This window comes from Neorhizobium petrolearium (genome assembly GCF_029854435.1).
Lineage (GTDB): Bacteria > Pseudomonadota > Alphaproteobacteria > Rhizobiales > Rhizobiaceae > Neorhizobium > Neorhizobium petrolearium.
On record NZ_CP123002.1, the window covers coordinates 334,650 to 352,623 of the forward strand.

At 57.2% G+C, this 17,974-nt stretch carries 21 protein-coding genes; 6 read left to right on the top strand and 15 right to left on the bottom strand.

Going from position 1 to position 17,974, the window contains the following annotated elements:
• Positions 1 to 2 precede the first annotated feature (2 nt).
• The 13 genes from QEO92_RS32880 to QEO92_RS32940 are packed head-to-tail and all read right to left on the bottom strand — an operon-like array spanning position 3 to position 12,927.
• A complete protein-coding gene (locus QEO92_RS32880; RefSeq protein ID WP_227705946.1) occupies positions 3 to 2,090 on the bottom strand; it encodes a type IV secretory system conjugative DNA transfer family protein in 2,088 nt (695 codons plus the stop codon).
• Positions 2,087 to 3,109, bottom strand: coding sequence for a P-type DNA transfer ATPase VirB11 (gene virB11, locus QEO92_RS32885; protein WP_227705947.1), 1,023 nt, complete (start codon positions 3,107 to 3,109; stop codon positions 2,087 to 2,089). Before virB11 ends, QEO92_RS32880 begins: the two co-directional genes overlap by 4 nt.
• A complete protein-coding gene (gene virB10 / locus QEO92_RS32890; protein ID WP_227705948.1) occupies positions 3,090 to 4,301 on the bottom strand; it encodes a type IV secretion system protein VirB10 in 1,212 nt (403 codons plus the stop codon). The genes virB11 and virB10 overlap by 20 nt, the downstream gene beginning before the upstream one ends.
• Positions 4,301 to 5,068 carry a TrbG/VirB9 family P-type conjugative transfer protein gene (locus tag QEO92_RS32895; RefSeq protein WP_232365641.1) on the bottom strand — a complete coding sequence of 256 codons (768 nt, stop codon included), beginning with the start codon at positions 5,066 to 5,068 and terminating at the stop codon, positions 4,301 to 4,303. Before QEO92_RS32895 ends, virB10 begins: the two co-directional genes overlap by 1 nt.
• Before the next feature lie 41 nt (positions 5,069 to 5,109).
• Positions 5,110 to 5,802 (bottom strand): VirB8 family type IV secretion system protein, encoded by a 693-nt coding sequence (locus QEO92_RS32900; protein ID WP_227705949.1) that lies wholly within the window; start codon positions 5,800 to 5,802, stop codon positions 5,110 to 5,112.
• A 33-nt stretch (positions 5,803 to 5,835) separates the two neighbouring features.
• Positions 5,836 to 6,864: a TrbL/VirB6 family protein gene (locus QEO92_RS32905; protein ID WP_037093751.1), complete on the bottom strand. Its 1,029-nt coding sequence runs from the start codon at positions 6,862 to 6,864 to the stop codon at positions 5,836 to 5,838.
• Between the two features lie 4 nt (positions 6,865 to 6,868).
• Positions 6,869 to 7,105 (bottom strand): hypothetical protein, encoded by a 237-nt coding sequence (locus tag QEO92_RS32910; protein WP_142523761.1) that lies wholly within the window; start codon positions 7,103 to 7,105, stop codon positions 6,869 to 6,871.
• Positions 7,098 to 7,796 carry a type IV secretion system protein gene (locus tag QEO92_RS32915; RefSeq protein ID WP_107341898.1) on the bottom strand — a complete coding sequence of 233 codons (699 nt, stop codon included), beginning with the start codon at positions 7,794 to 7,796 and terminating at the stop codon, positions 7,098 to 7,100. The genes QEO92_RS32910 and QEO92_RS32915 overlap by 8 nt, the downstream gene beginning before the upstream one ends.
• Before the next feature lie 14 nt (positions 7,797 to 7,810).
• A complete protein-coding gene (locus tag QEO92_RS32920; RefSeq protein ID WP_227705972.1) occupies positions 7,811 to 8,902 on the bottom strand; it encodes a lytic transglycosylase domain-containing protein in 1,092 nt (363 codons plus the stop codon).
• Complete coding sequence (locus QEO92_RS32925) at positions 8,899 to 11,358, bottom strand: VirB4 family type IV secretion/conjugal transfer ATPase (protein ID WP_227705950.1); 2,460 nt, start codon at positions 11,356 to 11,358, stop codon at positions 8,899 to 8,901. Before QEO92_RS32925 ends, QEO92_RS32920 begins: the two co-directional genes overlap by 4 nt.
• A gap of 3 nt (positions 11,359 to 11,361) precedes the next feature.
• Positions 11,362 to 11,661: a VirB3 family type IV secretion system protein gene (locus QEO92_RS32930; protein WP_081950740.1), complete on the bottom strand. Its 300-nt coding sequence runs from the start codon at positions 11,659 to 11,661 to the stop codon at positions 11,362 to 11,364.
• Positions 11,661 to 12,008, bottom strand: coding sequence for a TrbC/VirB2 family type IV secretion system protein (locus QEO92_RS32935; protein WP_037093745.1), 348 nt, complete (start codon positions 12,006 to 12,008; stop codon positions 11,661 to 11,663). Before QEO92_RS32935 ends, QEO92_RS32930 begins: the two co-directional genes overlap by 1 nt.
• Positions 12,009 to 12,018: 10 nt before the next feature.
• The gene (locus QEO92_RS32940) at positions 12,019 to 12,927 is read right to left on the bottom strand and encodes a lytic transglycosylase domain-containing protein (protein ID WP_280107559.1); all 909 of its coding nucleotides are present in this window, start codon (positions 12,925 to 12,927) and stop codon (positions 12,019 to 12,021) included.
• Positions 12,928 to 13,152: 225 nt separating this feature from the next.
• On the opposite strand from QEO92_RS32940, the gene QEO92_RS32945 reads away from it, so the two are divergent.
• The 6 genes from QEO92_RS32945 (at position 13,153) to QEO92_RS32970 (ending at position 16,421) form a co-directional block, all read left to right on the top strand.
• A complete protein-coding gene (locus QEO92_RS32945) occupies positions 13,153 to 13,761 on the top strand; it encodes a hypothetical protein (RefSeq protein ID WP_227705952.1) in 609 nt (202 codons plus the stop codon).
• Positions 13,758 to 14,294, top strand: a complete 537-nt coding sequence (locus tag QEO92_RS32950; RefSeq protein WP_227705953.1) for a thermonuclease family protein — start codon at positions 13,758 to 13,760, stop codon at positions 14,292 to 14,294. Before QEO92_RS32945 ends, QEO92_RS32950 begins: the two co-directional genes overlap by 4 nt.
• Positions 14,291 to 14,995: a thermonuclease family protein gene (locus QEO92_RS32955; protein WP_227705954.1), complete on the top strand. Its 705-nt coding sequence runs from the start codon at positions 14,291 to 14,293 to the stop codon at positions 14,993 to 14,995. The genes QEO92_RS32950 and QEO92_RS32955 overlap by 4 nt, the downstream gene beginning before the upstream one ends.
• Positions 14,996 to 15,400, top strand: a complete 405-nt coding sequence (locus QEO92_RS32960; RefSeq protein WP_227705955.1) for a hypothetical protein — start codon at positions 14,996 to 14,998, stop codon at positions 15,398 to 15,400.
• Positions 15,401 to 15,578: 178 nt separating this feature from the next.
• Positions 15,579 to 15,989, top strand: a complete 411-nt coding sequence (locus QEO92_RS32965; RefSeq protein WP_311319489.1) for a hypothetical protein — start codon at positions 15,579 to 15,581, stop codon at positions 15,987 to 15,989.
• Between the two features lie 9 nt (positions 15,990 to 15,998).
• Positions 15,999 to 16,421 (top strand): hypothetical protein, encoded by a 423-nt coding sequence (locus QEO92_RS32970; RefSeq protein WP_227705973.1) that lies wholly within the window; start codon positions 15,999 to 16,001, stop codon positions 16,419 to 16,421.
• Positions 16,422 to 16,447: 26 nt separating this feature from the next.
• Here QEO92_RS32970 and QEO92_RS32975 read toward each other — a convergent pair whose 3' ends face one another.
• Together QEO92_RS32975 and QEO92_RS32980 are read right to left on the bottom strand one after the other, a co-directional pair.
• Complete coding sequence (locus QEO92_RS32975) at positions 16,448 to 16,729, bottom strand: hypothetical protein (RefSeq protein WP_227705957.1); 282 nt, start codon at positions 16,727 to 16,729, stop codon at positions 16,448 to 16,450.
• Positions 16,730 to 17,119: 390 nt separating this feature from the next.
• The gene (locus QEO92_RS32980; protein ID WP_227705958.1) at positions 17,120 to 17,965 is read right to left on the bottom strand and encodes an aldo/keto reductase; all 846 of its coding nucleotides are present in this window, start codon (positions 17,963 to 17,965) and stop codon (positions 17,120 to 17,122) included.
• Positions 17,966 to 17,974 lie beyond the last annotated feature (9 nt).

The following is a 17,974-nucleotide window of genomic DNA, read 5'->3' on the forward strand; positions in this document are numbered from 1 at the left end:
AATTAGCGGCCGGCCTGTTCCATGATTGGATCAGGAACGGTCGCTGCGAATAGCTCTTCCAAGCTCTTCCTCTTGCGCGGTGATTTGCCTTCGGCTTCCCGTTCGACGACCTCCCTTAGACGACTAACCCGATCATTGTGCGCTTTTTCGATGTCGTTCTCTGAGACAGGTGTTGTGCGCTCTTTGGAAGCGGGCACAGCTGCCTTAGCAGGTTCCGGAGTGCCCCCGGCGCTGACCTTCTTGTTGGCCAGGGCGGATGGATTCACAACACGAGCGGGCGAGGTGGAGGGCGCTGGCTCTTTCGGAGCCTCCTCCTGGACAGGCGCCCGCGGCTCCTCCGCTTTCGCCTCAGTCGCAGGCTTTATCGCTTCCGCTTGTTCAGCTTGTTCCTGGCCTGCATTGGCATAGGCTGGCGTGGTCGCTGGAACAGGTTTAGGTGGCAGGTAATCGACAGTTGGAACGGTCGGTATGTGTGTCTGAGAATAGGCCTCCGCCTCCTTGAAGGGCTGCGTCTTAAAGAAGCGCAGCTTGTCTCCAAAGATTGGCCGCTGACCCTCCACCAGCAAGATCATCTTGTTCTCGGGCATCTGGCGCACTTCCTGCGGCATCATCAGGTCCCGATCGCGAATTTGCTCGACCTTTGTTCGGCGCGGGAGGCCCATAAGCTCGATAGTGCGGGATTCAGACTGATATCGGATGGTTCTCTTGCCAAGCGCGCGGGAAGCATATTCTGCCGTGGCCTGGTCATTGGCACCAAGGATGAGCTGATAGCCGCAGTTGCCAAGGAGCGAATGTCGGGACGTCTCACCATAGATCTCATCCAGGTTCTTCAGGTCCTGGATGATGAAGGCGAGCTTGATCTTATAGCCGGCCACATAGGGCAGCTTCGTCATGATTTCGTCCATGCGCTTCAGCTGGCGAAACTCATCCAGCAGGAAATAGACCGGCACGGAGTTGGGATCATGCTCAAGGGTAAGTATGTCCATCACCTGTTGAACGAACAGCGTCAGCAGCGGCCTAAGAAGCGTGATGTCGGTGATGTTCGGGGCAAGGTAGATTGTGACGGGTCGACGCTTCATGGATCGAAGGTCCATGTCGGTCATGTTCGTTGCGGCCACAACGCGTTCGTTCTTGAACGGCCTCATCGCCTTCTGGATATCAAGCAGTGCCGAGGCCGCGGCCCGATCCGAGAGAGACAGGTAGGAATTGAAGCTCTCCATCGTGAACTTCGACAGGTATGGCTCCTTCTCCTTGATGTACTTCATCAAGGCCTGCAGATCGGTCCCGCTGTTGAAGAAGGAGTTGATCTCGCCGAGGTTCCTGCGTCCTTTGTAGAAGGGGCTTTCGAGAACATAGCTGATGGCGCCGGCGAGAACCTGTTGAGCTGTGGCCTGCCAAACTGAATTCTCGGATTCGGTGTTTTCCGGTACAAGAATGCTGGCGATATTTTGAATGTCAGTCGTGCGATTGCCTCGCTCCGGACGAACGAAATCCAAGGGATTATAGCTGTTGGTCGTCTCGGAACCCGGCGCGAACAAGAAGACCTGGCTGCCGTTGCGCTTCCGATAGCCGGCGGTTGCCTTGTAGACCTCGCCCTTCAGATCCGTGACGATCATAGAGCCTTCGTGCATGAGAGCGTTGGGGATGACGTAGCCCGCGCCCTTACCGGATCGCGTCGGGCCAATAATGAGGTGGTGGCGATCGTCATACGCGCGGAGGACGTTGCTCCCGATGCGACCGAATATGTGACCTTTCTTGCCAAACCACTTCCCGCGCCGAAGGGTTGCAAGATCCTGAAAGGCCGCATCCCCCAATGGATTGCTGGTAGGTTTGAGCCCAAGGTAAGCAATGAGGCCTGATACGAGCAGCGCGGGCACTACGGAGCCGAGCGCGACTTTTTGAAGGGAAGGGGAGGAGCTATAGGCCCAGAACTGCTGAATTGGTGCGAATGGGTTTGAGGTAATTGTCGCCTCGAGGATCCTACCGTCACCGTAGAAGAGCTGAAGCCCCGCCCCGTATGCCAGCATCCAGACTGCAAATGCGATCAACAGGCAGAAGAACAGATAGAAGGCCTGTAGCCCCTTACTCATGATGCATCCCGTGCGAAGTAGATTTCGGAAACCCCGCGCTTGCCGCCTTCCCGCCTGAGCTGGATCACGATCGGAATGACCATTTGGATGTAGGACATCAGGTCCTGCTTGGAGTAGCCGGCGGACATGCCGGACTGCTGCATCATCATGGCAAGCTGTTCATAGGCGCCGAGCGGCGTATCGGCGTGTACTGTCGACATGCTGCCCGGGTGGCCTGTGTTGATGGCGCGAAGGAATGAAAAGGCCTCAGCGCCACGAATCTCGCCAACGAAGAGGCGATCCGGCCGCATTCGAAGCGCCGATTCAAGAAGGTTTTGAATCGTCACGTTTGCAGTGCCTTGCCCACCCTTGGAGGCGATCAGGTGGACCGCGTTCTTCTGTGGTGGGAATAGCTCACGAGTGTCCTCAAGCGTCAGGATCCGCTCATTCAGGTCTACAGAGTTCAGGCACGCGTTCAGAAACGTGGTTTTGCCCGACGACGTGCCGCCACTGATCAGGATCGAAACCCGCTTCGTGATGGCCGTATGGATGAAGTCGTAGATCTTCTCCGCGCGTAGATAGGCGATCAGCTCCCGATCCACGTCGCTTAGGCCCCCGACAGCAACCGAGACTTTGTCGAGAGAGCCGTTGTCACGGTAGTCCTGCAGAGAAAAATTCTGCACAACCTGCTTACGGATCGTGATCGACCCACCGTCAGGTGCCGCGGGCGGCAAGACGACCTGGATACGTTCGCCGGTCGGCAGTGCTGCGCTAAGGATCGGATTAGCGGCGTTGAGGAACTGCTTTGTCGCTGCGGCAACCCGCTCGCCAATGTTCTCGATCTCGCGTGCCGTCAGAGCATCGATTTCATGATGCTCCATGTGATCAGCACCGAAACGCTCAACATAGACTTGGCCTGGCCGGTTCACCGCAATCTCAACCACCATCGGGTCATCGAGAAATTGCCTGATGGGCTCCAGAGACCGGTTCAGGAAATAGTGGGGATCATGAGCCGTCGTGTTACCTACCATAACGTTCACGTTTGATCTCCTTCATCGCTTCCGTGACAGGATCGTCGTACATGGCGCTGAAATCGAGGTCCTGGCGAACATAGACAAAGATCCGCTCGCCCTGCGGTACGCTGATCGTTGGCGGGATCCTCAGGTTTTCGGCAAGGACCGTGTTCGCCATGTCGCTGAAGGTCTGCGCGATCGTTTCTCGCGCCAATTCAGCAGCTCGCTCAGTGTCATCGTTTCCGGAGCTGGAGTCGCTACCGTATCCGGTTAGATAGCTTGCACCGCCTCCGACGATCGACAGCAAGATTGATGCGCCAAAGCGCTCACGGAACTTGTTGTCGACATGACCCGTCAGGCCCGATCGCCCGAGGCTGTCCGTGCCGATGGAGTTCAAGCGCACCGACACGCCGTCATCCCGGATCAGCCTCGTCCACACGACAAAGACCCGCTTCTGCCCCCGCGTAACTTCGGACTGATATTCTCCGATCAGGCGTGTTCCTGTTGGGATCAGGACACGCCGCCCATCGAAGGAGTACACATCCTTGGATGTGATGGCCCGGACCTGGCCCGGAAGGTCGCTGACGATCGCCGTTTCCAAGATGCCGGGGATCAGCGTGCCCTCTGGGATCATGGCGTCGATGCGCTCAATCTGCCGGGCCTTGGCGGAACGGTCACCGATCGCACTCGCTGAGGACAGGTACTGGCTGTTGCGATCCTCGCCAGCGACGGTCAAAGGCGTGCCGCTGTTCGAGCCATCGAGCGAACCATTCGCGGATCCTCCCAGGTTCTGGTCAAGCGTGATTAGCTTTGACCGAAATCGCTCCGGAAACACCTCTTCGGCGGGCGGGGGGGCGCTCGCCGGTTGAGCTACTTCGGGCGGGGGAGGCACGTTGAATTCAGTGACGTCCACCGGCGGAGCTGGCGGCGGAGGAGGCGGAGGTGGAAGTTCCAAGACAGGCTGTTCGGGTGGTGGGGGAGTGGGTTCTCCATCGCGCACGAAACCGGGCGGCCGGAAGGTCGTGGTACGGAACTCCTCCTCACTTTGCGGGCTTTCAGGCGGGCTTTCTCCGGACGTCGCGAGCACCAGGTACGCGGCGAAGATGCCAGCCAGCAAAAGGGCGGCCATGCCGACCGTTTGATTGCGCTTCACGTTTCGATTGCTGATTTCGGCCTCGTCGGCCGCCGCCATTGCGTCGAGTTCAGGGCTGCGCTTCATTAGTTGCCGCTCCTCCTGCGTTTGCTGGCATCAAGATCCGGTTTCGGAGCCATGATGTCAGGATCAGGTGCTGCAAAGTCCGGCTTGCGGAGGTTGAAAATGCACGTCCACTGGTTTCCGTCCCGGAGCGTGTATTGCGTGGCTACGCCGTCAACGACGATGTATTCGCCTTCCTTGCGGAAGTTTCGCAGGGTCTCGGAGAAGTCGGATTGAACGGCAAAAATGGCCGGCACGGTCCCTCGGCCGAACTTGAAAAAGGTCTTCTTTCCGTCATCGAAGACCATTGTCGGCTTCAGCGCCGCGTCGCCCGAGAAAGAGTAGTCAATATTGACGTTCGCTTTGTCGATGCTCGAAATGTTCGGGTTAGCTGCCCGAAACTCAGCCTCCTTCCGCAGAGACTCGTTCAGGTTCTTCTCCGGATAAACGAAGCGAATGCCGAAGACCTTTTTCCCTGCTTCCGGTGCATAGTCGTTGAGCTCAAGGAAGTAGATCCTCTTTGAGGTCACCACGTTCATGTTAGTGGAAACGTCCTTGGCTATCGGCTTGACGAAAAGGATGTTGCCCTTTTCGGACGGGGCAACCTGCCAACTGTCGGTGTCGCCAAGCGAGATCGTCTCAAACTTCTCATCTTCGTCGAAGATGATCATCGTCGAGATGCCGTAGGTCGCAGACACCTTCACGACGTTGTTCGGCTGATAGACAACACTGGTCACACGCGCATCCAGACTGCCAGGGCGGGGCTGTTGCGCCGCATAGGCGTGAGTCATCGTGAGAGCGGCGATCGACGCCGCCAGTAGGAAGCCATATTTCACTGCTGGCCTCCCGAGGTCACCGTTTCCTGATCACGGCGGTAGTCATAAACCTGGAAGCCCAACGGGTTTTCGAAGCGCCATTCGTTGCGCTCAGGCGTATCCGTGTAGCGATAGCGAACGATAGAGATGAAATGGCGCGTGATGATGTCTGAATCAGAGCGCTCATGCGTCGAGAACCGGACGAGCGCCGTTGTCGTGTTGGGGAAGGTGACAGACTTTATGTCAACGGTGATCGACTTGTTTTTGCCGAGCCGGCGAGCTGGATTGTCAGGGTTCGCGGCACTCCATTGGGCCTGGAGGTCGCGCGCTGCGTCGCCGGTGGAGAGCAAAGCTGCAATTCCAAAGTTCTGCTCGATGGCAAAAGGATCATAGCCCTCGCGGGATCGAATGTAACGGACGACATTCGCCTGAGTGACCGCCTGCTGATCGGTGATGTTCGATGTTCGGGTCAGCCCTGTCTTGACCTCAATGTAGCCAGTGTTCTTGTCGACCTCGACAATGTACGGCTCGAAGCTCTTGAGGGGCACGAGCATCACCAATGCGGAGAGCGACAGGATCGTGATGCCGCCGAAGATCAGCGTAATCAGCCAAGCGAACGCCTTGGACCGTTTGGCCTTTTTGACGATCTCTTGTTCCCAACGGTCCCCATCCTGAAAATAGCTCCGGAGAGCATCGTTATTCTCTGCCATGTATCCTAGCCCTTAATTCCCGCCACCAGTTGCCTAGTTGGGCAGACTGTTGTTGGTAATTCTGTTTTGCATCGCTTCTGCTGCACCGGCGTTTTGGATGTTTTCCCTCATGCCGGCATGGGTTCTGGCGCGTGCGGCCATTCCTAATTCTCCAGCCCTGCCGGCTACAGAACGTGTCGCGGTCAAAGCTCTTGCCGGCAGTGCAACCCCGGTCGCGTAGCCAACCGATCGAGCGATCTGCCCAACGCCCGTTGCCACGCCCCCGGTAATTCCCTGGGCGAGAGTTTGGATGTTGAAGAGGACAAAAGCACCAGCCGCACAGATCAGGACGAAAGCCGAGATATCGTCTAGCTGGATCTCGTTCGCGGATGCTGCCGCTGCGACCTTCTGCAGTTCAGCGTCCATGGTCGTGATGAGAAAGGCGGCGACGACGTAAACGAAGAGCGGAATAATCGCGTAAGTCAAAACCTGCTGGAACCAAGCCATTCCGTACTGGCGCGTGGAATCAAACAATAGGCAGGCGATAAAGATCGGTGCAGTGCCAAGCAGCACCCACATCATCACCTTCGCAAGCACGAGGATGGCAAGCGCAACGGCAATGAACAGCCCAACCGCCAGCATGATCAGGAACCCTACAAGACCCGGGAGAATGGCGAAGTAGCCTGACTGCTCCGCGAATGCTGCTGCTGCCTCATTCGCTGTCTCCCAAATCATGGAGAGGCCGTCTGTCGGCTCAGTTATCCCGGTACTGCTAGCCGTCAGGAGCGCCCGCCCCACGTCTTCCGGCGTGTTGTTCAGCCAGTCGTAAAAGAAGAGTTGGAAGTTGCCCCACTGATCAATGAAAGCGACGATAAGCATCATCCGCACGACCCGGCCGACGATCTCGCCGACGCTCACTCGCGCGGTCCCCATGACGAGTTGAAGTCCGTAATAGGCGACGTAGGCAATAAGCATGATCGTCAGCAAGGGCATGATCTCGTCGCCAACGACCTCATAAGCCCGTTGGGAGAAATTCCGCCCTGCATCTTCAAGAGCCTCAAGCAGGCCGCCTAGAAAGTTCATGGGGTCACTGCTCTCCGCTTGCAGCGAAAGCGTCGATCGCCGCCAGCGCTTCCGATGGGTTGCCATTCACGCTGGTCATTGGGCCACATTCCTGTCGCGGATCCTCGGCGTAGGATGTGAGGTTTGCCGGCCTCTTGCATGGTGCAGTCTTCTCTTTCGGAGCACCGGCGCAGCCAGTTACGCCGGCAGCAACCAGAACGGAGAGGAGCACAAAACCATTCACTCGAAATGTCTTAGTCACCGTAGGTCAGCGCCTTCTTGGTATTGGAGATGTCGACAAGGCGGCGCTGGTTTTGAGCCTGCAGGGAGCCGACCGCCCCATTCATCACGCCGATCATTTCGTTGATCGTCAGGCCGGTTTGAACCTGCAGCTGCGTGTTCTGATCGATGGACCCCTTGATGTCTTGGGCCTGGCCGATCTGCTGACCTGCCTGCTGGAATGCCTGTGTTCGGGACTGAACGGCCTGTTGCGAGCCGGTGACTAGGGCAGCAACTCCAAGGACGGTCTTCATCATCTCTTCGTAGGACTTGTCGCCGGAGAACGTGCTGTCCGCCTTGCCAGACAAGTTCTTTACTAGCTGAAGACCGTTGATGAAGGTGGTGGCAATCTGCCCGATGTCACCGCCCATGCTGCCGAAGTTCGGGACTCCGCCCTGCATCAGGCTATCGAGTGACGGCATCTGAGAAACGCTGAACCCTTGACCAACGGCGAGGTTCTGCATGGGATTTGAAACGCTCCCGCGATCCCCCGTGACGGCTTTAAGCGTCTCTTCTACCGTCTTCAGAACCTCCTTGTTCGTATCCAGGATCTGATCGGTCGTCTGAGAGGTTTCCGTTGCAATCTTCAGGTTGGCGCTGTCGATCACGGGAACCTGTGCATGCGCGGTAGACGCCATCGCTAGCGAAAACGCAGTCAGGAATGCTCTTTTCATGGCCGTTCTCCTTGTCATTCGGTGCTCAACATCAGCTTCATGTCAGCCTCTGGTTCGAGTTTTCGAACGCAGGCCTGTTCCTCCGGATTCCACTCAAGCTGCAGTTCCTTGTCGCAGAGGTCAGCTACCTCGCGATCGTCTTCTTTCTCGTCTCGCTTGTAGTCGCTGGACCGCGAAGACCCCGAGAGCCCGCCTAGATCGAGTGCATTTTGAGAATTCATAAGCTCCGCCATCGTTGTTCCGAGGCGGATGACCTGGTTCATCATCTCGAGGTTCGCATTGCGTGCTCCGGAATTATGGTCCCAGCTGTCTTGGATCGTGCCGCTTTCCATCTGGCCGAGTTGCTGAAGCCATGACGCGACGTTCCCGCTGTTTTCGGAAATCGATTGGCTGGTTGCCATTGAGTTGATCGTTGCGTCACGCGCACCTGAAAAGCCCGACGTGCCTCCGCCGAAGTTTTCGGGGATGTTCGACACATCGGAGCCTCCGAACTGAGGCATCCACTTGCCTTTGATCGCGGCTACATACCCCTGCGTCTCCTTGAACGGAGGGATGCCGCCATACTTTCGAACGTTGCCTGGCCCCGCGTTGTATGCCGCTAGGGCGAGGTTGGTATTGCCGTTGAAGGTACGGAGCTGCTGCTTCAGGTAGCGTGCGCCGCCGCGGAGGTTATCCTCGATATCGTGAGGGTTCACGCCAAGATCCTTGGCTGTGCCCGGCATCAGCTGCGACAAGCCCATGGCGCCGACAGGCGACTTTGCGCAGGGATTGAACCGGCTCTCCTGGTAGACGAGAGACATGAAGAGGGTTTCGTCTACCCCTTCCTCACGCGCCACTCGCTTCACGAGCCCGACAATCTCCGGATTGGCTTGTGCTGCCGAGGGGGCGTCACCTCCGCGCCCCGGCCGGTACATCGAGCAGGTGACGCTCTTGCTCACGGAGTGCCGGCGACTGTCTGTTTCTTCGATCTGCTTCGTCGTTTCATTGCGCACCGCATCTGTTGAAGTGAGGGCGCCATCCGTAACAGGAACCTGCGAGGAGGCGGGGGGCGCTGTTCCACAAGCCAAGGCTGCAACCAGCAGCGTTAGAGTCCGACTGTTCCTCATTCGGCCTTCTCCCATCCGCAGAATTTCGCCAACCAGTTTTCGGGTTCGTCTCCGTACTGCTCGCGAAGTGCCGCGCACTCCTCGATCGTCTCCTTGCGTCCTGAAAGCACCTTCACGAGATCCGGCATTGTCGACAGATCGAGACGCGCAATGACAGAGTCGTTGCCATGCTTAATCAGGAAGGTTCTCTTTTCAGGAGGCGTGTTCTTGATGAACTTGAACTCCTTCACCGTCAGGCCGAAGCGCTTGATGTAGCTCTCTTCGTCAGCCCGTGGGTTCGGGAAGTGGATGTTGGTCGCCGATTGCTCAATGAGCGTGTGCGACGCTTTGGATTTGGTAATGTCAGCAGCCGACTGCGTACCAAAGCCCACGATGCCGTTGAGCTTTCGGATCGTCTTCATCTTGTCGACGATGAAGGCGCTGAAAGTGTCATCCATCAGTAGCTGCCAGCCTTCATCCATGAAGAACATGACGGGGTTACCGTCCAGCAGCTCGTCCAGCCGATGGTAAAGATACATCAGCGCAGGGGTTCTTAGCTCCTCGTTTCCGAGGATGTTGGTCATATCAAAGCCAAAGACGCTGTGACCCGAGAAGGAAAGGACGTCATGGGGCGCGTTGAACAGCCAGGCTTTTTCGCCTTCGATCCAAGGGCGAAGCCGCGAGTACAGATCGTTGGCATCGGCCTTGGACCGCCCCATCAAGAGGCCGGCAAGATTCGGGAGGTTCCGCTGAGCTGCCGGCTCCTGCATGATCCGGACGATTGCCTTTTCCAGCGTGTCCTCGTCCTCTTGCGTGAAGTCGGTGCGACGATCGCCGCGCAGCATGGCCTTGAGCAGACGGACCAGAAATTCCCGGTTCTCGCCGGTGTTTTCCAGTTGCAGCGGGTTAAAGCCCGTGGGCGTTCCCGGAGACAAAACTTCGTAGGCTCCGCCGATCGCCCTGACGAAGATCTCAGCCCCCCGGTCCTTGTCGAAGAACACGGCGCGAGGCGTGGGTGAAACCCGCATCGCCTGAGCCAGCAGGAAGGTCAAACCTACGGTCTTGCCGGATCCTGTCGGACCAGTCACCGTGAAGTGCCCGATATCCCGGCGGTGGAAGTTGAACCAGTAGGGGGTTTGTGAGGTCGTTTCCAGAATGGTGATCGGCAGGCCCCAATGGGTGCGATCCGCTTGTCCAGTCGCGAAATTATGCATCGAGGAAAGGCCGGAGAAGTTGGCGCTCGACAGCATGGCGATGCGGGAGATGTAGGAGCGGTTTCCAGGCAGCTGCGCCCAGAACGCCGCCTCAAGATTGAGGTCTTCCCGGAGCCAGTTGATGTTCATGTCGGTGAGGCAAGCGCCAAGTTCCGACACGCAACGGCTTAATCCCTCGAGGTCCCGCGAAATGCACAGAAGCGAAAAATGATGGAAGCCGAATACAGCCTCCTGATTGAGGAGGCTGTTCAAAGCATAGTCGATGTCGGATTCGACCGAACTACCCGCTTCGTCGGAGGCCTTGATTTGGCGTTGAAGGCGGCTGATCCGCTCTTGTGCGATCGGTTTGTCTGCAAGGGTGAAGGACTGCGTCAGGATGAACTCGTGGTTCACCTGCAGCAACCCATCCAACATGCCGGGACCAGTGAATGGAGGATATTCTTTGATTGAGAGTAGAGCGGCATAGCGGCTATCTTCTTCCACCGCCGCTTGTGCCTGCATCGTCCGCTTTGAAAAGTGAAGCCGTGAAGTGCCGACGTAGTTGCGAATTCCCATGCGCGGAAGCCGCATCTTTCGCGGCACACCGCAGGTCAGGATCGTGTTGAAGAACTCGCAGGGCTCCGAATACGGATCGCCCTTAGCGTCTTCTCCATCGATGTCCTTTTTCGCGGTATCGTCTGATTTCTTGCGATACGTGATGCCAAGCGGCTTTGCGCCGTACTTGTGCAACTCTTTCACGATGTTCCCAACCAGCTCTTCGAGGTCGGTCACGTCTTCACGGGTCGCTTGGGCCCTGGCCTCCTTGTTCGAGCGTTCAAAGATCCGCTTCAGCGAGTCGCCGAGGCCAAGCGCCCCTTTCATGCCCGAACGCACGATCGTCAGGTAAATTTCGTTCGTGAACATCCGCTTCTTGCGAAGTTGGTCCATATAGCGATCGTTCAGGATCTCGCAGAAGGAGGAATCGAACGAACCGCCGATTTCGGTCTCGACCTCACGACGGATTACAGTCGACCAAAGAGAATAGCGGCTCGAACCTAGTGCTCGGATCATGGTGTTCTGCACAACAGAACGCATGTTCAATTCGGCCTGGTCCTCCGTCTGGAAGAACAGGCCATCAAGCTTGATGACGCTGATCAGGGTTCCATTCTCGAGCCCGATGACCGTGTCAGACACATGCCGCATATAGGGGATGTGAACGGACATAGGCCGCTCGTTGCCGGCGACCTTCCCAAACCCAAGCTCTTCCTTGACGACTTTCAGCATCTACTATGGTCCGTATGAGTTGGTGCCCCAAAAGCGCTTGTTGGGGGTCCTTGGCGTCTTGCGGGACGTGACCTGCAGGACGTCGAGAATCTTGCTGTCCCAGGCACAAAGCGAGAAAAGGACAAGGTAGGCGGCTGGCGCGATCAGCAGTGCCGCCAGATGGTTCGTCACCAGCCACCCAATGATTGTCACGCCGATGATCAGGACGACCGCCATGTAGGGCACGCCCCATAGCGTCGGAGACCGGGTCAAGCCGATCACCAACGGCGTCAAAGCTGGCTTCTCGTCCTGAAAATCGCTCATCAGCCGCCGCCTACCGACGAAATCATCTGGTCAACGATGGCAGGGGCGCCGAACACGAGACCGATGCCAATGACGACGGCTCCGGCCGTGAACCACGAAAGCCTGCCGGCAAAGGCAAGGAAGCCGAGGCCAATCACGGCGATGATTGCCATCAGACGTCCGAAGGGGCCGGTGATGAAGTCAACGATCATCTGTACGGCTGTCTGAAGGGGGGCGAATGCACCGCCGCCGCCACCGCCAGCCTGTGCAAGCGCTTGATCAGCGCCTGCAACCTGCAGGGCTGCCACCAAGCCAATGACGGCTACTGCCTTCAATGCCCCGGAATGCCGGGAAACGACGTTCTTCATAGTTCTCTCCTTAAAAATGCATCACGCCGCCGACGAACTTGCCGGTCTTCTCCACAGCGATGACTCCGGCATCGCTGGTGTTCTTTGCCGCCATGTCTCGGACGATCCCGTTCGCCTTCCGTTTGCCGGTTGGCATCGGTAGGCCGAGCTGGAAATTCACGACCTTTGCGACATAGCCGACGGTTTCTTGGAATGGCGGAACGCCGCCATATTCGTAGATGCGCCCCTCCCCGCTGTTGTAAGCGGCTGCGACCAGAAGCGGGTTCTGAAACTCATCGAGCAGGAAGCGGAGGTACTTCATCCCGCCCTCGATGTTTTGAGCAGGATCGCAAATGTCCTGAACACCGAAGCGAGCCGCCGTTTCGGGGATAAGCTGCATCGGTCCGCGTGCGCCTTTCGGTGAATTGCGGATCTCATCGAATCGGCTTTCGGCCCAAGCAATCGCAACCGCGAAGCCCTCATCGACGCTGTATCGGCGCGCAGTGGATGCAACCAGCGCTCTAATCTCCTCAGGTGACAGGGGCGACGGCCCGCACTCTTCAACGGGAGTTCCTGCCCCTAGATTTTCGGGGGTATCACTAGATGTAGTATCTAGAGTAGGAGTTTGGACAGGCTCAATGCGGCCCGTGGCGCGCTCTGAGACATCAAAATACGCGCTGACAGCCGCATCAATTTGATGCCCTTTGGCGCCCGCGTCGTTCGACGCCGTTGCGCCCAAAACTTCGGCTCCGCCCTTCGTGACAACACCGTTTGCACCAAGGACGAATTCCTTCTCTGATGTCTCGACACCGCTCCAGCGATCTTCGAAGTTCGTGACAAGAGATTCCTCGTTGATTGTCACATAACCGTTGTAACTGCTGGAAATACGGCCTGTTGTGGCTAGGTCTTGTGACGCAGCAGTATTGGCCGCGAGCAGCATGGATAATGCTGCGCTAGTCAGGGTTCGCGGGCCTAGATACCCTGCATAGACAGTGTTTTTATCCATCGCACCCGCCCGTCAAACGGTGTTGTGATCGCCACGAAAACCGACTAGAGTTAATGCACACATGATACCGATTTGATGCACTCTTACAAGTTTTCTGATCGGTGTTAAACCCTATTTTGCAGGGTCAACAATCGCACTACGGATGGTTAGGGCTAGATTATGAAACAGGCCATCATTCCCGCGCTTCTAAGTTGCGCAATGGCAACACAAGCGCTTGCCGCTCCTGCGGTGAACAAGGACTACATCAGATCGCTGGCGGCGCCGGGCAAAACTGTTCTTGTCGTCGAGTATTACGACGGGACCGGTAAAGTCGCTGATCGCAAAGGTTACGCCACGGCCAATGGCTTCAAGGCTATCTCGGCGACTGAGTTTCGCGTCGATGAATCGACAACGTTGCATCTGTATGGCGTTCAGCCCTGCAACGGCGATCTGGTCAATCGCGCGGAGGACTATTCCGGGACTTGCGAGGAGTTTGGTACGCAGCAGCTGCAAACGATGCTGCAAAGCCCCAAGGTTCTGTTCTGCAGGGCCTTCATCAGCGAGCAGACTGCCCCCGTTCAGGATGTCACTTGCTACGGCTACTATAACTATCCTGGAGCAATGGACACGGTTGATAATCTTGAGGAGCAGCTTCTGTCGTTGGGAGCGGTTCGCCTGACTAAGAAAGCCGATGGTTCATTCGAACGTCCTGATCTCACGGAAGCTCAGGAAATCGGCCAGAAGGGTTCCTACGGTATGTGGGCAGATCCTCGGGTGAAGGCGCAATGAAGCTTGCTGCTGCACTCGTCGCGACTCTACTGCCCTTTGCCGCCAATGCCGCACCTGAAGGGTACTTCGATCTTGCTCCCGGCGTTACCTTGGAAACGGGGGACACCTGGATCTCGAACGGAGAGCGGTTTCGTCTCTATGGCATCCAGTCCTGCTTACGCGGCACTGCCTACACGGATGGTCAGGGCAATAAGAAGGACTGCGGTGAGGCATCGCTTGCGATGTTGGCTGCCTACATCAAGGACACCAAACCGATCTGTGCCCCCGTGGCGAAGCTTAATGGCATCTCATATGTCGTTTGTTACGCCACGGTTGGCAGTCAAAGGCTCGACCTCGCGCAGATCATGGTGACAAGCGGCTATGCATTCGCCGCCTTGAAGACCGATGGTCTCCCTTATCATGCCCCCTACGCCATAGCCGAGCAGCTTGCTCAGCAAAAGAAGGCCGGCCTTTGGCAATTCTCCGACGTTCAGCATCCTTCCATCCTGCTTAGTCGTGAGGCGAACCAGCGATCGAGGAGCGCCCAGCCATGATAAACCGCCTTATCCTTTTTATCGCCGCAAGCTCTTTAGCCCAGCCAGCGTTTGCCGCCGATCCGATCTATCAGAACTGGCACGCCCTACGCGGTCAGGCTGCGCCTCCAGTTGCTGCTGCTGTTCGGTTGCCGACGTTCAAAGGCCCGGTAACCGTTCTCGACGGCCGCACGCTATGGTTCGGCACGCTTGGCAATGGCTATAAAGTGAGGTTGGCTGGCATCGACACCTGTGAGCTTCCTCAATGGGCTTTGAACCCAAAGTGGACCAACCGGGAGAAGCAACAGGCTCCTAGCCCCGTTCCATGCGGTCCCTTCGCCAAGGCCTGGCTGAAAAGGACTGTCGGAAACAGACCCACGACTTGCGTCGGTCTGGCCTACGCGAACGATGGGATACCCGTCGCACAATGCACGACTAACGGTGTGGATCTCGCCGCCGAAATGCTGCGCGTCGGTTGGGCTCGTCTCGATTCCCCTTACATCAACGCCCAATATTACGCTTATCAGACCAACGCGATGGCCGCCCGGTATGGGATGTGGGGAACCTACGTGTTGGACATGAACGAATGGCGCCGCAAAGCTGTCGACAAGACGCTAGATCGGCATCCGATCGCCGACTTCAATCTATTGGCCGAGAGGAAAAGCGAGATCTCTCCTCCTTTTGCTGATGCGCGAAACAAGCCGAAGAGGACAGACCGATAGTTGCCAGACCTCGCACATATTGCGACCTCTCTCGCAACGGATCCCTTGGCTGGTTTGCTGCTTGCCATCTCCCTCTCGATCGCCCTCATAATCCCGGCGCAGAGACTCTGGTGGATCCACGCGCTACTAGCGGCCTTCCTTCTCATCCTGTCGCTGGCTTTCCACGACAAGCGTCACTTGTCCTTCGACAGCTACCTGGTCGGGCTCTTCGCCTTCGCCGCGGTTTCTCGGGACATTCCCAATCAGCCATTGCTCTATCGCATCGGCATTTCCTGGTTTGCGTGCTTCGCACTGATCTCGGCCGTCATCTACGCTGCAGGCGAACGCATCCAGCACAGGACTCCGCTCGAAAGATTTCTTTCCGAGCCGGCAATTTCAGCAGCATTAATCAAGAGGGACACCTGATATGAAACCAGTGTTTTTTGCCGCAGCCGGTCTCGCGGCTCTTGCCATCTCTCCAGCATCTGCCAAGGCCGAGGATGCCTCATGGGGTTGCCAGATCCTCTTGTGCGCAGCCTCACAAAGCCCGTCATGGCATGGCGTCCCCTACTGCGTTCCCCCGATGAAAAGGCTCATATCAGCTATGGCGAAGCCCGGCTTCTCCTGGCCGATCTGCCATGAAGCAAAAGCCGGAAAACCGGGCTATGAACCTTACGAGGAATGCCCTGCCGGCATGACCGCCGTTTCCTCCCGCACCGATGGGGATCGGTCGTTCTTGGGCCGAGACGACAAGGATCAGTGCACGAAGACCGTCAACCAGTGCAGCAACCGTGCCGCCTTCCGTACCCAATTTGGTGACGCCCGAGAAAACGAGCGCAAGGGTGTCACGATCCGGCAGATCAACCAGAACAACGACAATGATGTCTTCAACCGAGACAATGGCTGCATGGTGCAGATCACTCAGCCCCGCCCTCGCCGCGCGGACCCTTATTATTTCGACATTCCGAACGATAAGGGCGTCAAGCAGCGTGCTTGGTTCAACCTGAATGACTGAGTGGATGACATGAACAGCAACATTCTCATCGTAGCAGCAGCCGGTATCGGCATTCTCGCCGGTGCAGGAGGTACTTATCTCATCATGCCGGAGCCAGAGCCGGTTGTTCGGGCCCCCACTGATGCGGAGATCGCTGCCCTTATCGCAGCCAATCCCTCCCTAATTCCCGAACCTCCGGCTCCTGTGCTTGAGATACCGACAGAAGAGGAGGCCCTAGCCGCATACCGCAAGGCTTATGCCCGCAACCCTCTGAGGACCGGCCGCGGTGAAGCCGTTGTGACCCTTGCCTTAGGAGAGTGTGACGAGAACGCCAGCGGTCCAGGCGTATCATGCGTTGCGGCAATCAAGAGGAATCCGAACGCAGCTCCTCTCGATCGCGTCATTGGATTTGCCAAGTCTGCATCCGGCGAATGGGTAGCCACCAACTACTGATTTCAGGGCCAGATGCCTGTTGCTCATCAGTGCCCCGGCAGTGAGATGGAGCCTGACAGAAGAAGCTCGATTTCCTCAGGGTTCAGGCTCCCCTTGGAGGCAATTAGATACCCTGCTACGTAAAGCAGCTTCTTATCTCTCTCATCCTGATCTGACGGCGCGTGCCTGATGATTTCCATACGTGCCCTCGCTTCTTGATCCATGTCAGCGCCGCCCTCGCCGTTGACGGCCGTCAGGTACACGGCCCGGTGACGTTCGACCTTCACGGACAAAGGCTCGTTGGGTTGCAGCTCAAGCTTTTCTGTCATTTTTCCCTCTCCACAAGCGCAAGCGATCACTCCTTGACCTCCCGAAATCGAAGGGAGGGCAGGAGCCCCGCTCCTGCTCCCGAGCTCGTGCGGAACAGCTGGAGAGAGGGGGACAAGCGCTAAACCGGAGGGGGATCACCCACCCGGAGGGCCGAGACGGATTTCATGGAAATGCGGCCGGTGCTGCAGGCCACAGGCCGAAGCATGGGGAGACCGGTTTAGTGCTTGTGGGGGAGAGAGGGCAGAGCGCCTTTCTCCCCTAGAAGCGAGTTGAAATTTTTCAGACGAAGAGCAAATGGCTCCACAACTTAAACAGGTTTAGCGAAGTAATTTGCGGAGGCGTCAGCGCCGGTTGGCCGTCGGCGTATAGCCTCCTATCCAGTTTTCGCCTTAATACATTCCCGGCACGGGATACGGGCTTGTGGAAACCCGCCGACCATCTTGAACTGCTTCAAGTGCAACTCGATCTTCCTCATCGAGCATCAATGTCGTTGAGAGCAAGTTTTCCCACTGGTGTGCCGGAATGTCCGCGCCCGGTATGGCATGAACGTTGTCCTGCATAACGAGCCAAGCCAATGCCACCTGCTGCCAAGAGCATTTGTGTTTCGCTGCGACGGCTCGTAAAGCTGGATGTTCACTGTAAACGCCACGGGCCAACGGGCAGTGCGCAACCAGCGCTATTCCTTTGTCCCGCATCACCTTGAGAAGAGACTCGTCGCGCAGGCCGATATGCATCTCGACCTGGTTACATGCCAAAGGCACAGAGGTCACCTCGACAGCGGTCTCCAACAGTGGCTGAGGAAAATTCGAGACACCTATTGTTTTGGCTAATCCCGCATCAACAAAGCTCGCAAGCGTATTAAGCGGCGGGGCGAGTTGAAGGTCTCTGGGCGGCCAGTGCAGCAGCAGCAGGTCAATGTAGTCAACTTGCAGCTTTTCAAGGCTCGTCTCCACTGAAAGCTTCATGGCCTCAGGTGCGAAATCGGTGTGCCAAATCTTAGTAGAGATTGTGATTTCATCTCTGCAAACGCCGCTTTGGCTGATGCCTTTGCCCACCTCGCGCTCGTTCCCATAGAACGACGCTGTGTCCACAAAGCGATATCCCATCTCTAAGGCATTGCGCACGGCGATGACGCAAAGCTCGTCGCGCATGCCCCACGTTCCGAGGCCAACTTTGGGCAGGAAGCTATTGTTTCGCACCAGTTCGGCACTCCCGACACGGAAATGCAGAATCATCTTTCCCGC